Below are 14,905 nucleotides of genomic sequence, written 5' to 3'. Positions count from 1 at the left end.
GCTTTCCTCTACCGGAGATAGATCCATGCAAACCACCAAGATCCCCGCCACCATCGTCACCGGCTTTCTAGGCAGCGGCAAGACCACGCTGATGCGCCATATCCTCGAGCAGGCCAAGGGGCTGCGCGTGGCGGTCATCGTCAACGAGTTCGGCGAACTGGGCATTGACGGCGAAATTCTCAAGACCTGTGCCATAGGCTGCAAGGAAGAAGGTGGTGCCGACGGCCAGATCTACGAGCTGGCCAACGGCTGCATGTGCTGCACCGTGCAAGAAGAGTTCTTCCCCGTCATGAAGGCCCTGGCCGAGCGCCGCGCCGACATCGATGTGCTGCTGATCGAAACCAGTGGTCTGGCCCTGCCCAAGCCCCTGGTCCAGGCCTTCCAGTGGCCTGACATTGCCAACGTCTTCACCGTCGATTCCGTGGTCACCGTAGTCGACACGCCCGCTGCGGCCGCCGGCCAGTTCGCCCATGATCCCCATGCCGTCGATGAACAGCGTCAGGCCGATCCCAATCTCGACCATGACGCCAGCCTGCATGAGCTGTTCGAAGACCAACTCTCGGCCGCCGATCTGGTGGTGCTGTCCAAGGCTGATCTGGTCACGGCCGAACAACTCGGCCAGGTACGTGCCCTGGTGGCCGAAGAGGTGCCTGCCAGCGTGAAGATGATCGAAGCCGTGCAGGGCCAGGTGCCCCTGCACGTGCTGCTGGGCCAGCATCGCGCCGCCGAGCTGTCGATCGACGACAAGCACAGCCACCACGACCATGACGAAGACCATGACCACGATGCCTTCGACTCCCTGCACCTGGACCTGGGTGCCGTGGACCGTGAGCGCCTGATGCTGGCTCTGCAGTCCATCGTGGAGCAGCATGGCGTGCTGCGCGTCAAGGGCTTTGCCGCGCTGCCGGGCAAGAAGATGCGTCTGCTGGTGCAAGGCGTGGGCCGCCGCTTCGATGCCTATTTCGACCGTGCCTGGGCTGAGGGCGAAGCTGCAGCCACGCGCCTGGTGTTCATCGGCAAGCAGCTGGACGCCGCCGCGCTGCGCCAGGCCTTGCTGGGCGCACAGGCATAAATCCAAGCAAAATCAGCCTCAATCGCTTTACTGGCAAGCGAATAAAGCTATCTTTTTGAATCATGCACCTGCTCAGCTCCCGCCCCGGCGGCTTTGTCGAAGACGACAGCATCATCACCCGTCTGGACCAGACGCCTGCCGACATGGTGGTGCTCAGCTCTGCCGACACCACGCTGTCGCTGCTGGCCGATGCCTACCGGATGTGGCAGCAAGCCGAAACCGATGCCCCCACGCTGCGGCTCGCCAATCTGCTGCATCTGCGCCAGAGCGCCTCGCTCGATCTGTATATCGACGAGGTGCTGCAGCATGCCAGGCTGGTCATCGTCGACCATCTGGGAGCCGAGTCCACCTGGCCCTACGGCATCGAGCAGCTGCAAAAGCTGGCGCGCCGCAAGGGCCAGAAGCTGGCCATGTTCTCTGGCGACAACCAGGAGGATCCCGAACTGCTGGCCAAGGGCACGCTTGAGCCCGAGCAAAGCCGTGCGCTGTGGCAATATCTGCGCGCCGGCGGCCTTGGCAATGCCCGCGAGTTCCTGCGCATGGCGGCAGCCTGGGGCCTGAACCAGGGCTGCGAGGGCGCGCCCGTGCGGGTGCTGCCCCCCGTGGCCGTTCATGTGCCACAAAGCTGGCTGGCAGACGATGCCGGGCATCTTCCGGGCCTGGACGATCTGCAGGCGCGCTGGCAGCCCGGAGCCCCCGTGGCGATGCTGGTGTTCTACCGCTCGCATCTGCTGGCGGCCAATACCGAGGCCTTTGATGCCATGGCCGACGCCCTGCTCGCACGCGGCCTGAACCCGCTGCCGCTGGCCCTGGAGTCGCTCAAGGACGGGCTGTGCCTGCAGACGCTGCGCTCCCTGTGCATTGCGCACCAGGTGCAGATCATTCTCAACACCACGGCGTTTGCTGCCCTCGGAGAACATGCGCGCACAGGCGAAGCGGCCGATGCGCTGGCCGGCGACATTCCGGTGCTGCAAGTGATTGCCAGCGGAAGCAACCGCGAAGACTGGCTGGCTGACAGCCAGGGCCTGCGCCCGCGCGACATTGCCATGCAGGTGGTGCTGCCCGAGATGGACGGCCGCATCATGACGCGCGCCATGAGCTTCAAGGGCCTGGCCCATCGCTGCGAGCTGACGCAGACCGATGTGATCAGCTACCAGGCCGAGCCCGACCGCGTCGCCTGGATTGCCGAGCTGGCCTGGCGTTGGTGTCAGCTGCGCAGCAAGCCAGCGGCGCAGAAGAAAGCCGCGCTGATACTGGCCAACTACCCGGGCAGCGAGGCACGCATGGGCAGCGGCGTGGGCCTCGATACGCCGGAATCCGTGATCGCGCTGTTGGATCAGCTGGCAAGTGACGGCTGGCAACTGGGCGATTCTGCTGCGCGGCCCGACTCCGGTCTGGCTCTGATGGGCCTGCTGCAGCAAGGCATTGCCAATGACCCAAAAAAATGGCCACTGCGCCCTGCAAGCCAGGGCTATTCGCTTCAGGCCTATCAACAGCGCCTGGCAAAGCTGCCCGGCGATATGGCCCAGGCCATAGCCGAGCGCTGGGGTGCGCCCGAACAGGACCCCATGCTGCGCGATGGCTGGTTCATGATTGCGGGCCTGCAGCTGGGTCATGTCTTTGTCGGCATACAGCCCGCACGTTCTCTCGATGGACGCAATGACTACGCGAGTTACCACGACGCCGAGTTGGTGCCGCCCCATCACTATCTGGCGTTCTACTTCTGGCTGCGCGATGTGTTCGGCGTGGACGCCATGGTCCATGTGGGCAAGCACGGCAATCTGGAATGGCTGCCGGGCAAGAGCCTGGCGCTTTCGCAGCAATGCTGGCCCGATGCCATCCTAGGCCCGCTGCCGCATGTCTATCCCTTCATCGTCAACGACCCGGGCGAAGGGGCTCAGGCCAAGCGCCGCAGCCAGGCCGTCATCATCGACCATCTGATGCCGCCGCTCATGCGCGCCGAAAACCACGGCCCCATGCAGGAGCTGGAACGTCTGGTGGACGAATACTACGAAGCCCTGCTGGTCGATCTGCGCCGCTCCGGGATGCTGCGCAAGCAGATTCTGGACTGCGCCAGACAGCAGGATCTGCTGCGCGAACTTGGCCTCGAAACGGCGAGCGCGCAGCCCGATGCCGACGAGCAGCTGCTGGAACGCATCGATGCCTATCTGTGCGAACTCAAGGAAACCCAGATCCGCGATGGCCTGCATATCTTCGGCAGCTCACCCCAGGGCCAGCAGCGTGAATCGACCCTGCTCTCTCTGGCGCGCTATCCGGGCGGTGGTGGCGACGAGCAGGGCCTGCTCAACGCACTGGTCGCCGACCTGCTGCCGGCCATGGACTGGAACCCGCTGGACATGGATGCCGCCGCGCCCTGGAACGGCCTGCGCCCGGCCGCGCTGCAGCAGCAGGATGCCGGTGCCTGGCGCCATGGCGGCGACACGCGCGAGCGGCTCGAGCTGCTGGCCCTGCAGGTCATTGCCCGGCCCGAGCTGGCCCGCGACTGGCCGCACACACTACAAGTGCTGACGCGCATAGAGCAGCAGATTGCACCTTCACTGGACGCCTGCGGCCCCCAGGAGCTGCTGCAGTTCTCGCGCGCACTGCAAGGATGCTTTGTTCCGCCGGGCCCCAGCGGCTCGCCCTCGCGCGGGCGCTGTGACACCTTGCCCACGGGTCGCAATTTCTACACTGTGGACACCCGTGCCATCCCCACCCAGACCGCCTGGGCGCTGGGGCAGCAGTCCGCGCAGCGCCTGCTGGAGCGATATCTGCAAGAGCATGGCGAATATCCACAGGCCATCGGTCTTTCCGTCTGGGGAACAGCCACCATGCGTACCGGCGGTGACGATATCGCCCAGGCCTTTGCCCTGATCGGGGTGCGCCCCAAATGGGCGGCCGGCAGCCAGCGCGTGACCGACTTTGAAGTCATTCCAGCCGTCGGGCTGCGTCGCCCGCGCGTTGACGTGACGCTGCGCATCAGCGGCTTTTTCCGCGATGCCTTTCCCAACGTGGTGCAGATGTTCGATGCCGCGGTGCGTGCCGTGGCCGAGCTGGATGAGGACGCCGAGGACAACCCTATCCGCGCCCGCATGCTGCGTGACACGCAAACCGCAATGGACCAGGGCCTGAGCGCCGACGCGGCCCGCGAACAGGCCCTGTGGCGCGTCTTCGGAGCGCCCACAGGCAGCTATGGTGCCAGCATGCACGAGATGCTGCGTAGCGGCCAGTGGACCGACGCAGGTGACTTTGCACGCCACTACCTGCACTGGGGGGCCTATGCCTACGGCCAGCAGGCCGATGGCGTGCCGGCCCGCGCCGCGCTGGAGCGGCGTCTGCAGGCGTTGGACGTGGTGCTGCAGAATCAGGACAGCCGCGAGCATGACCTGCTGGACTCCAGCGAGTACTACCAGCATCAAGGCGGCATGGTGGCGGCCGTGCGGCACCTGGGCGGCAGCGACCCTGCCGTCTATCATGGCGACCACGGCAATCCTCAGTCTGCCAGGATTCGCTCCCTGGCCGAGGAGATCGGCCGCGTGGTGCGCGCCCGCGTCACCAATCCCAAATGGATTGCGGGCGCCATGCGCCACGGCTACAAGGGCGGCTTCGAGATGGCGGCCACGGTGGACTATCTGTTCGGCTTCGATGCCACCACCGCGCTGGTCTCGGACCAGCATTACGCCCTGGTCACCCAGGCCTATGTCGAAAACGAGAGCGTGCGCCAGTTTCTGCGCCAGCACAATCCACAGGCGCTGGGCGATATTGTCTCGCGTCTGCTGGAAGCCATAGACCGCGGCATGTGGGAGCAGCCAGGCGAGCATCGCCAGAGCCTGCTGGCCCAGATGCTGGAGCACGAAGAATTCATGGAAGGACAGGTTTCCCAATGAACCCCAACCACGATCCGGTACCCGTATTCCCTCTCTCTGCCATACAGGGACAGCCCGCCCTCGTGCAGGCTCTGCTGCTGGCCGCAATCGAGCCACAACTGGGCGGCGTGCTCATCCGGGGCCCGCGCGGCACGGCAAAGTCCACGGCAGCACGTGCGCTGGCGGATCTGCTGGCACCTGCACCTTTCGTCACCCTGCCGCTAGGTGCCTCCATCGAGCATGTGACCGGCAGCCTGGACCTGTCCAAAGCTCTGGCGGGCCATGAAGTGGCTTTTGCGCCGGGCCTGATCGCCAAGGCGCACGAAGGGGTTCTCTATGTCGATGAGATCAATCTGCTGCCCGATGCCATCGTCGATGTGCTGCTTGATGTGGCAGCCTCCGGCATCAATCGCATAGAGCGCGACGGGATCTCGCACAGCCATGCCGCGCGCTTTGTGCTGATCGGCACCATGAACCCCGAAGAAGGCATGCTGCGCCCGCAGTTGCTGGACCGCCTGGGCCTTTGTGTGCAATTGGACAATGCCCATGACCCGCAGTTGCGCAGCAGCATCGTCAAGGCCAGGCTGCGCTTTGACCTGGACCCCCAGGGCTTTGTGCAATCCCATGCGGCCCGCCAGCAGGAGATCCGCCAGCGGCTGGCGCAGGCCCGCAGCCGTTGCCGCAATGCCTCGGAACTGGCCTGGAGCGATGCCGTCCACGAGGCCGTGGCCCTGCAGTGCATTGCCGCCCAGGTGGACGGACTGCGTGCCGACCTGGTCATGCTGCGCGCTGCACGCGCGCTGGCAGCCTGGCAAGGCAGTCACAGCATCACGCCAGCCCATGTGTCCGAAGTCGCACCACTGGTACTGCAGCATCGCGCTGCCCAGCCAGACCCCGGCAGCGCCAGTCAACCCCGACAGGCACCGGCCAGCACACCTCCAGCCGCGCCCGCAGCGCAATCCGGCAAGGACAGCAAAGACCTCACAGAGCCTGATATCCAGGCATCAGCATCCCCTTCAACGGCCTCCCGCGAGCCCGGCGCTACCAGCTCCTTGCCTCCAGACGCCGGCCCGGGCCTCGAACAGCCGCCTGCCGGCTGGGGTCAGGCTCAAGCCGTGAGCAGCGTCGTCTTCGAACCGCAACAGGCCGACGCCATGGCACAGGCAGCCCTGGAGGCCCTGGCCGCAAAAAAAGCCCGGGCCTCCGGTCTGCTGCGCTGAGCGCCGGCCGGGGGCAAGTCGGCTCTGCCGACCAAGGTCTGACTCTGGCCAGCCATGCCGTATCCAGCGTCCACAAGATGCCAGGGGCATCGATTGACTGGACTGCCACCCTGCACCAGCGCCAGGGGCTGCCGCTGGCACCCGCCCATCTGCGCTGGCACCAGCCCGAAGGAGAGGTGCGCAGGCAACACCTGTTCCTGCTGGACTGCTCGGCCTCCATGGTGGAGAGCGGCGCGTTCGCCCGGGCCAAGGGCCTGCTGCTGCAGTGGTTGCGCCGGGCTTATCAGCAGCGCGAATCCGTGGCCCTGCTGTGCTTCGGCGCAGGCCGGCTCCATTGGCTGCTGGAGCCCACGCGGGCGCCACGCTGGAATGCCGACCTGATCGAGCCGCTGCGCGGCGGTGGCGGCACGCCGCTGGCCCAGGCCCTGGAGTCAGGCTGGCAGATGGCGGCCAGATACTCCCGGCAACCGTCCTGCCTGTGGCTGATCAGCGACTTCCGCAGCCCCGATGTGCTGCAGCTGGAACGCGGCCCCATACCTGCCCTGGCGCAGATTCTGGTGGACTGTGAAACTGCTGCAGGCCAGAGCAGGCGTCTGTTTGGCGGCGCCGAGCGGCTGGCAAAGGCCTGGCCGGATACTCTGCGACTGCCGCTGAAATTCAACTAAAAACCACCTCTATCGCTTAACAGAAAAGCGTTAATAGCTATCTATTTTGATAGTCACCTGACAGGGTATAACGCCCCCTGCCCGCCCTATCGATACCCTGTCACCGCACAGGCGGCAGGAAAGCGGCTGCCAGGCCGATGAGTTCGGCCGTGTGGACCAGGTTATCGCGTAAGATCGCGCCACCACAGGTGCCTCATAGCGTGCTTTTGCACGCGGAGGTGAAACGAGAAGCAGGTCAATGGAGTCTCCATCAATCCTGCACTGCACCCGCAACGGTAATCAGAGATATGGCGATGCTCGCTCTGGCCCACGGCCATGGCCGCCACTGCGAAAGCGGGAAGGCGCATCGACATGCCACCCTCAGGTGGGCTCTGTAAGTCCGGAGACCGGCCTGATGTGTACAAGGCGCAGCGGGATTGCATGTGGCTTGTGATATGCCAGCGCCTGCGTGCGGCTCATCACCTCTTCATTTCCCTCTGCACATTTTGTTTGTCTGGCCCGGGTATCGGCCAAACCGACCTTGGATGACCTATGTTGCATGGAATTTTCCAGTCAGATTTGTCCCAGCGGGCCGGCCGTGCCCTGGCCTCGTCGCCTGGAGCAGCGCTTGTCCAGCCCTGAGACCGTTCAGATTCGCGGCTGGTGCCCCAGCACCTGGAAGCCCATGCAGGCACAGGACGGCTGGATCGTTCGTGTACGCCCTCGCTGTGCGTCTCTGAGCGCCGTTCAGTGGCTGGTACTGGCCGAGCTCGCACGAACCCATGCCTCGGGCCAGATCGAGCTGACCCGGCTCGGCAATCTGCAATTGCGCGGCGTGCACGAATCGGCACTGCCTGCCTTGCGCGCAGCGCTCGTTGTATCCAGGCTGGCCCCTGCCAATGAACAGGCAGATCTGGCGCCTGCCGTGCATTGCACTCCGTTCTATGCCAGAGGAGATCGCACCCATGCACTGGCTCTGGCGCTTTCCGGGGCAGCGGCGCGTGATCTGACTCCCCTGGCCCTTCAACAGCAGGACATTCCGGCCCTACCCGGCAAATTCGACATGCTGGTCGACGATCCGCAGTGCCATCTCCAAAGCCTGAGTTCCGACCTTCAGCTATGGGCCTGCGCCGATGGAGGCTATGGGCTTGCCCTGGGCCAGTCGGAGGACTGGTACGGCTTTGAGACTGGACCGGCTGCCGTGCAGGCTGCCCTACAGATTGCCCTGTGGTTTGCCCGTGAGCGTGGCGCGCAGGCGGCGGGCCGATTGCGCGGCCTTGCAAAGCCCATCGACCTTCAGGCCTGCGGACTCGCCAAAGCCAGTCATCACCTTGAGCCCCGGACTCTGGAAAGGAACGCTGCCAGGTCATTGCGGCCCGGAGCGCTCAACCCTCACGGCCTGCTGCTCGGCGCCCCGTTGGGGCGCCTGGACGCATGGGCCATACAGAAGCTGGCAGCTCTCATGCCCGAACAAGCGGAGATCCGGGTCACGCCCTGGAAATCCTTGCTTCTGCCGAACAAGCATCTGGATTCACTGCCTGCCCGGCTCGATGCCAGGGACTGGATCAGCCAGTCCGCGGATGTGCGCCTGCGGGTCTCGGCCTGCACCGGCGCCCCCCACTGCCCTCAGGCCCATATCCCGGCCCAGTCCATGGCCTTGCGGTTCGCCAGCTCACAGGCGGCAGACCGCCATCTTCATATCAGCGGCTGCGCCAAGCTCTGTGCCCTGCCTGCCGATGCGACAAATGTGGTGTTTGCCAGCCGGGACACAGCGGGCCAGATATGGCTGCACGCCAGCCCCGCCGAAGCACAACCGTCGGCCCGGGTATCCATTCCCTATCGGCCTCTGAACTCCGATCCTCACGAGATACAGCAACAACTCAATGACCTACAACTATGAAAAGTGCGGTGAAGAGATTTACCGGCAATCGTTCAGCATCATCCGCCGCGAGGCCGATCTCAAGCGCTTCAACCCCTTGGAAGAGCGGGTCGCCTGCCGCATGATTCACGCAGCCGGCATGGTGGAGCTGGCCGCGCATATCCATTTCTCCCCGACCTTTGCCGAAGTGGCGGAAGCCGCGCTGCAGCGCGGAGCACCCGTGCTCTGCGATGCACGCATGGTCAGCGAGGGCATCACGCGCAAGCGCCTGTCGGCCCAGAACCCCATCATCTGCACCCTGCAGGACCCGCGTGTGCCAGCGCTGGCCGCCGACATGGGCAACACCCGCAGCGCCGCAGCACTGGAGCTGTGGCGCGAGCATCTGGACGGCGCCGTGGTCGCCATCGGCAATGCGCCGACGGCCCTGTTTCATCTGCTCCATATGCTGCAGGACCCGGACTGCCCGCGCCCGGCTGCCATCGTCGGCTGCCCGGTCGGATTTGTGGGAGCTGCTGAGTCCAAGGACGCGCTGCGCGAATGGGGACAGATTCCGTTTGCCATCGTGCAAGGGCGCCTCGGCGGCTCCGCCATCACGGTTGCCGCCATCAACGCGCTGGCAACCACGGTGGAGTAGGAAGAGTCACCATGAATCACGGAAAAATCTTCTGCGTGGGACTGGGTCCCGGCGATCCCGACATGATGAGCGTGAAGGCCGACCGCCTGCTGAGAAACGCCCGTCATGTGGCCTACTTCCGCAAGCGCGGTCACCCGGGCAAGGCACGGCAACTTGTCAACGGCCTGCTGCATGCCGAGGTCACGGAGTACCCGATGGAGTACCCGCTGACCACGGAAATTCCGCATGACGACCCGCGCTACATCGCCCAGCTGTCCAGTTTCTATCAGGACTGGCAGGCCCGGCTGACGCAACTGACGCGCAGCGAAGATGTGATCGTGCTCTGCGAAGGCGATCCGTTCTTCTACGGCTCCTTCATGCACCTCTATGTGCGTCTGCGCCAGGCGGAACAGGTAACCGTGGAGGTGCTGCCCGGCATACCCGGCATGGTGGGCTGCTGGCATGCCACCGGCATCCCCATGACCTGGGGTGACGATGTGATGAGCGTGCTGCCCGCGACCCTGCCCGATACGCCGCTGCGCGAGCATATGGCGCGCTCGGACGCGCTGGTCATCATGAAGGTGGGACGCCATCTGGGCCGCATCCGTGCGCTGCTGGACGAGCAAGGCAAGCTGGACCGTGCCTGGCTGGTCATCAACGGCACCATGAGCGATCAGCAGGTCATGCCGCTGCGCGATGCGCCCGAGCGCTGCCCTTACTTCGCCATCATCGTCGTGCACGGCCAGGGCCGCCGCCCTGCCAATGACATGTGATCGCGCCGCCATGAGCAAGACCTCAATGCCTCCACAACTCCTGGTGCTCGGACTGGGCCCGGGCGATGATGCCTTGCTGACGCAGCAGGTACGCGACAGCATTGCCAGCGCCAGCGACGCATTCGGCTACTTTCCCTATGTGGCGCGGCTGCAGGGCCTGGAGCACCTGCAACTGCATGCCAGCGACAACCGCGAGGAACTTGATCGCGCACGCGACGCCTTGAATCTTGCAGCCCAGGGCCGCAAGGTGCTGATGCTCTCGTCAGGCGACCCCGGCGTGTTCGCCATGGCCAGTGCCGTGTTCGAGACGCTGGAGCAGGCCAGCCCCGAGGAGCATGCCCACTGGCAGGGCGTGGATGTGCAGGTGCAGCCGGGTATCACCGCCATGCTGGCAGCAGCAGCCCGCCTGGGCGCCCCCTTGGGACATGACTTCTGCACCATCAATCTGTCCGACAACCTCAAACCCGCCAGCATCATCGAGCGCCGCATCCGTCTGGCCGCCCAGGCCGATTTCGCCATGGCCTTCTACAACCCCTGCTCGCGCTCGCGCCCCGAAGGCTTCTCGCGCGCCCTGCAGGTACTGCACCAGGAGTGCGAGCCCGAGCGCCTGATCTGCTTTGCCCGCAACGTCAGCCGCCCCGATGAGACGCTGCAGGTCGTGCGGCTGCTGCATGCACGGGCCGATATGGCCGATATGCGCACTGTGGTGATCGTGGGCAACAGCCAGACTCGCCAGGTGGGCAAGCATGTCTACACCCCGCGCAGTTATGAGGCCGGCAACTGCGCTACCTCTGCCGTGACAGACCATGCCTGAGTACGCGCAAGGTCCTGCCGGGCAAAAGTGCTCAGCAGCGCTGCCGGTGCAGCCACTCCATGGCCTGTTGCGGGCTTTGGCACTGGGCGCGCGGCGCCAGCACCGGTCTGTCGACCATGATGACCGGAATGCCCAGTTGCCGCGCGGCCTCGACCTTGGCATAGGTATCTGCGCCACCGGCATTCTTGCTGACGATGCAGTCGACGCGGTACTGCCTGAGCAGCGCCAGCTCATCGGCGAGCTGAAACGGACCGCGCGCCACGATCAGCTCATAGCTGGATGCCGGCAACGGCAAGGCGCCGCCCTCCTGGTCGATGACGCGCAGCACAAACTGGTGCTCGCCAGCCAGGCCCGCAAACGCCGCCAGCTGCTTGCGCCCTATGGCCAGAAACACCCGCTTGAGCATGGGGCTCAGGATCTTGGCGGCAGCCGCCATATCCGGCACATGCCGCCATTGATCGCCGGGCTGCGCCTGCCAGGCTGGCCGCTCCATGGACAGCAAGGGCAGATCCAGTTGGGCGCAGGCCGCGATGGCATTGGCACTCATCTGTGCCGCGAAGGGGTGGGTGGCGTCAATCACATGGGTGATGCGCTGAGCACGCAAATAATCGACCAACCCCTGCACGCCACCAAAGCCACCCACACGCACAGGCAGGGCCGGAGTACGGCGCGTCTGGGTGGCCCCGGCATAGGAATAGATGGCTTGCACCCCGGCCTCGTGCAGCAGCGTGGACAACATATAGGCATCGAAAGTGCCGCCTAACAGGAGAACTTGGGTCATGGCCAATCCGTGGCTTTCAATTATCGGAATTCATCCATCAGGGCTGGAAGGCCTGAGCCCTGCAGCGCGACGAGCCCTGGATGATGCCAGTGTTGTGTTCGGCAGTCCGCGTCATCTGGCGCTGGCGCAAGCAGGGACGCGCGGCAGGGCCTGGCCCGTCCCCTTCAGCGTCGAGCCCGTGCTGCAACTGCGTGGACAGCATGGCGTGGCCGTGCTGGTGTCCGGCGATCCGTTTCACTTCGGTGCCGGGGCATCGCTGGCCAGGCACCTGGAACTGGGCGAGTGGCGCAATTACCCTCAAGCCTCGACATTTTCCTGGGTTGCAGGCGAGCTGGGCTGGTCCCAGGAGCGCACCCATTGTCTGGGCCTGCATGCCCGCAGCCTGAGCAGCCTGACGCCTCTGCTGGCGCCTCACGAGCGCTTCATCTGCCTGCTGCGTGACGGCCCGGCCGCTCACACCCTGGCGCAATGGCTGCTGCAGCAAGGCTGGGGCGACAGCCCGCTGTGGCTGGTGGAGCAGGCAGGCAGCGATCAGCAGGACATCCGCTCCGGCACGGTGCGCGAGCTGGCCGCGCTGCTGGCAGCCCAGCCGGCCAAGGCCCCCGTGACTGCTGCTTTCGAAGCGCGCGGCGGAAAAGGTCTGTCCCAGGTGCCAGGCCGGCCCGTCAGTGAGTTTGCACATGACGGGCAGATCACCAAAAGCCCGGTGCGCGCCATGACGCTGGCCGCGCTGGCACCGCGAAAAGGCGAGTGGCTCTGGGATCTGGGGGCAGGTTCGGGCTCGGTCGCCGTCGAGTGGTGCCTGGCTGGCGGCCAGGCTATCTGCGTGGAGCAGCATGCCGCGCGTGCAACCAATATTGCGCAGAATGCTGAGCACTATGCGGCAGCGATCGAAGTGGTTCATGACCACGCCCTGACAGCCCTGCCTCGTCTGCAGCCAGAGCCTCAGGCCGTCTTTGTCGGCGGAGGCTTTAGCGCCGAGCTGTTCAACGCCCTCTGCATGCGCCTTCCCGGGCCCTGGCGGCTGGTGGTGAATGCCGTGGCGCTGCACACCCAGGCGCTGCTGCTGGAGCTGCACCGCACGCATGGCGGCCAGCTGTATCAGTTGCAATGGAGCGAAGCTCAGAGCCTGGGCAGCATGCATTCCTGGACCCCGTCTCGCCCTCTGGTTCAGTGGGTCTGGAGCAGCCGATGAGATATTTGTTCGCAGGCTGGGGCTTTCAAGCCGGCGCCTTGCCTCAATCATTCGAAAGCTGCTGGAGCCAGGCCACCCAGGCCCTGGCGAGCGCAGACACGGCCGGCTGCCGCTGGACCTTCGCCCTGCTCTCCAGCAAAAGCCAAACGCTGGCGGCTGGCGCCCTGCAAGACTGGGCCCGCCAGAGGCTTGCGCAGATAGACTGGGAAAGCTTTGCCGACAGCGCGATTGCGCATATCGCCACGCCGTCGCATTCCCCAAGATTGCAACAGCGCTTTGCCACCGGCAGCGTCGCGGAAGCCCTGGCCCTGCATGCCAGCGCTGCCAATGCCTCAAGCCGGCTGTTGGTGCTGCGCACCGTTTCGGCAGACCGACGGGCCACGCTGGCGATTGCCGGCCTGCCGCTGCCCACCTCATTGATCCCTGGAGTTTTTCCTTGACCGTTCATTTCATCGGAGCCGGCCCCGGTGCGGCCGACCTCATCACCGTTCGCGGGCGTGATCTGCTGGCCGCCTCGCCTGTGTGCCTGTACGCAGGCTCGCTGGTACCCAGCGAGCTGCTGGCGCACTGCCCTGCAGGTGCCCGTCTCGTCAACACCGCCCCCATGTCGCTGGAAGACATCGTGGCCGAAATCCGGGCCGCACATGAGCAAGGGCAGGATGTCGCCCGCCTTCACTCCGGTGATCTGAGCATCTGGTCTGCCATGGGAGAGCAGCTGCGCGCCCTGCGCGAACTGGACATCCCCTACACCGTCACACCCGGCGTCCCCTCTTTCAGTGCCGCAGCCGCTGCGCTGGAAGCCGAGCTGACTCTGCCCGGCTCCTGCCAGTCGGTGGTGCTGACACGCACCTCGGGCCGGGCCTCGAGCATGCCCGAGGGCGAGACCCTGGCCGCCTTCGCGGCGACCGGCGCCGTGCTGGCCATTCACCTGTCGGTCCATGTGGCCGAGCAGGTGCAGCAGGAACTCACCAGTCATTACGGCGCAGACTGCCCTGCAGCCATTGTCTGGCGTGCCTCATGGCCCGATGAGCAGCTGCTGCGCATCCGTGTCGGAGATATTGCCAGCGCAGCCCAGTCCAATCCGCTGCAGCGCAGCGCGCTGATTCTGGTCGGTGCCACGCTGAGCCAGCAGGACTTCGGCAACAGCCGACTCTATGCCAATGACTACGATCGCCGCTACCGTCCGCGCGGCGACGAACCGCGCTTCCCTCGCGGAACCGAAGGCGCCTGATGCTGGAGCTGTTTCTGATCGGAATCGGCACCGGCAACCCCGATCACCTCACCCGGGAAGCCGAAAAAGCGATTCGCAGCGCCGACCTGGTTCTGCTGCCGCACAAGGAAGACAGCAAGTCCGAACTGGCTCAAGTCCGTCTGTCGCTGCTGCAAAGCCTGGCCGTGGAAGAGAGCCGAATTGCTCACTTTGACATGCCCCAACGCCGCCAGGAGGGATCGGACTACGACCAGCAGGTGGATGAATGGCACGATGCCATTGCCCGGTGCTGGCAAGCCAGTCTTCAGCACCATCTGCCTGCTCGTTCGGGACGCGTGGCCCTGCTCGTCTGGGGCGATCCGGCCCTCTACGACAGCACGCTGCGCATTGCGTCGCGTCTGGGCCTGGCCCGCGAACAGGTGCGCGTCGTGCCCGGCATCACCTCCATGCAGGTGCTGTGCAGTGCCCACGGCATCGCTCTCAATGAAATTGGTGAACCCTTTCTGATCACCACCGGTCGCCAGTTGCGCGAAAACGGCTGGCCATCCGGGGTGAACACCCTGGTCGTGATGCTGGATGGTCAACGCAGCTATGAGCAGTTGCAAAACACCGATGTCGACATCTACTGGGGCGCCTATCTCGGCATGCCCCAGCAATTGCTCATGCACGGCAGGCTTTGCGATGTCGCGCCAGACATCACCAGCAGGCGCGCCCAGGCCCGTGAGCAAAATGGCTGGATCATGGACATCTACCTGCTGCGCAGGTTCGCTGCCCCCTGACCCTGGGTTGCCAAGGCGCATCCGTCGCCTGGCCGTCACACCCGATCAGCGCGTGAAGC

At 65.2% G+C, this 14,905-nt stretch carries 13 protein-coding genes and 1 riboswitch; of the genes, 12 read left to right on the top strand and 1 reads right to left on the bottom strand.

The features are described 5' to 3' along the window. Nucleotides 1-25 precede the first annotated feature (25 nt). The 8 genes from cobW (at nucleotide 26) to cobJ (ending at nucleotide 10,881) form a co-directional block, all read left to right on the top strand. Nucleotides 26-1,072: a cobalamin biosynthesis protein CobW gene (gene cobW, locus DFO48_RS01650; protein WP_114862329.1), complete on the top strand. Its 1,047-nt coding sequence runs from the start codon at nucleotides 26-28 to the stop codon at nucleotides 1,070-1,072. A gap of 62 nt (nucleotides 1,073-1,134) precedes the next feature. After that, on the top strand, nucleotides 1,135-4,959 hold the full coding sequence (gene cobN, locus DFO48_RS01645) for a cobaltochelatase subunit CobN (protein WP_114862328.1): 3,825 nt from the start codon (nucleotides 1,135-1,137) through the stop codon (nucleotides 4,957-4,959). Next, nucleotides 4,956-6,158: an ATP-binding protein gene (locus tag DFO48_RS01640; protein ID WP_114862327.1), complete on the top strand. Its 1,203-nt coding sequence runs from the start codon at nucleotides 4,956-4,958 to the stop codon at nucleotides 6,156-6,158. The genes cobN and DFO48_RS01640 overlap by 4 nt, the downstream gene beginning before the upstream one ends. A gap of 77 nt (nucleotides 6,159-6,235) precedes the next feature. Next, nucleotides 6,236-6,823: a VWA domain-containing protein gene (locus DFO48_RS01635; protein ID WP_003079936.1), complete on the top strand. Its 588-nt coding sequence runs from the start codon at nucleotides 6,236-6,238 to the stop codon at nucleotides 6,821-6,823. Nucleotides 6,824-6,992: 169 nt separating this feature from the next. Further along, nucleotides 6,993-7,233: riboswitch (cobalamin riboswitch) on the top strand. A 128-nt stretch (nucleotides 7,234-7,361) separates the two neighbouring features. Further along, nucleotides 7,362-8,702: a nitrite reductase gene (locus DFO48_RS01630; protein ID WP_114862326.1), complete on the top strand. Its 1,341-nt coding sequence runs from the start codon at nucleotides 7,362-7,364 to the stop codon at nucleotides 8,700-8,702. Then, nucleotides 8,686-9,315 carry a precorrin-8X methylmutase gene (locus DFO48_RS01625; RefSeq protein ID WP_114862325.1) on the top strand — a complete coding sequence of 210 codons (630 nt, stop codon included), beginning with the start codon at nucleotides 8,686-8,688 and terminating at the stop codon, nucleotides 9,313-9,315. Before DFO48_RS01630 ends, DFO48_RS01625 begins: the two co-directional genes overlap by 17 nt. Before the next feature lie 11 nt (nucleotides 9,316-9,326). Further along, on the top strand, nucleotides 9,327-10,067 hold the full coding sequence (cobI, locus tag DFO48_RS01620) for a precorrin-2 C(20)-methyltransferase (protein WP_003079943.1): 741 nt from the start codon (nucleotides 9,327-9,329) through the stop codon (nucleotides 10,065-10,067). A gap of 25 nt (nucleotides 10,068-10,092) precedes the next feature. Beyond that, nucleotides 10,093-10,881, top strand: coding sequence for a precorrin-3B C(17)-methyltransferase (gene cobJ / locus DFO48_RS01615; RefSeq protein WP_114862324.1), 789 nt, complete (start codon nucleotides 10,093-10,095; stop codon nucleotides 10,879-10,881). 31 nt (nucleotides 10,882-10,912) lie between these two features. Here the strand turns inward: cobJ and DFO48_RS01610 are convergent, their stop codons facing one another. After that, nucleotides 10,913-11,668 (bottom strand): cobalt-precorrin-6A reductase, encoded by a 756-nt coding sequence (locus tag DFO48_RS01610; protein WP_114862323.1) that lies wholly within the window; start codon nucleotides 11,666-11,668, stop codon nucleotides 10,913-10,915. Between DFO48_RS01610 and cbiT the strand changes: the two genes are divergently transcribed. The 4 genes from cbiT to cobF are packed head-to-tail and all read left to right on the top strand — an operon-like array spanning nucleotide 11,661 to nucleotide 14,846. Next, the gene (gene cbiT, locus DFO48_RS01605) at nucleotides 11,661-12,857 is read left to right on the top strand and encodes a precorrin-6Y C5,15-methyltransferase (decarboxylating) subunit CbiT (RefSeq protein WP_114862322.1); all 1,197 of its coding nucleotides are present in this window, start codon (nucleotides 11,661-11,663) and stop codon (nucleotides 12,855-12,857) included. The genes DFO48_RS01610 and cbiT overlap by 8 nt on opposite strands. Beyond that, nucleotides 12,854-13,297 carry a cobalamin biosynthesis protein gene (locus DFO48_RS01600; RefSeq protein WP_003079950.1) on the top strand — a complete coding sequence of 148 codons (444 nt, stop codon included), beginning with the start codon at nucleotides 12,854-12,856 and terminating at the stop codon, nucleotides 13,295-13,297. Before cbiT ends, DFO48_RS01600 begins: the two co-directional genes overlap by 4 nt. Continuing rightward, nucleotides 13,294-14,088, top strand: coding sequence for a precorrin-4 C(11)-methyltransferase (gene cobM, locus DFO48_RS01595; RefSeq protein ID WP_003079952.1), 795 nt, complete (start codon nucleotides 13,294-13,296; stop codon nucleotides 14,086-14,088). The genes DFO48_RS01600 and cobM overlap by 4 nt, the downstream gene beginning before the upstream one ends. Next, nucleotides 14,088-14,846 carry a precorrin-6A synthase (deacetylating) gene (gene cobF / locus DFO48_RS01590; protein ID WP_114862321.1) on the top strand — a complete coding sequence of 253 codons (759 nt, stop codon included), beginning with the start codon at nucleotides 14,088-14,090 and terminating at the stop codon, nucleotides 14,844-14,846. Before cobM ends, cobF begins: the two co-directional genes overlap by 1 nt. Nucleotides 14,847-14,905: the final 59 nt, after the last annotated feature.

Origin of the sequence: Comamonas sp. AG1104, from assembly GCF_003350425.1 — a bacterium.
Classification (GTDB): domain Bacteria; phylum Pseudomonadota; class Gammaproteobacteria; order Burkholderiales; family Burkholderiaceae_C; genus Comamonas; species Comamonas testosteroni.
The sequence above is the reverse complement of the archived record's forward strand: the minus strand, read 5'-3'. Positions and strand labels throughout refer to the sequence as shown.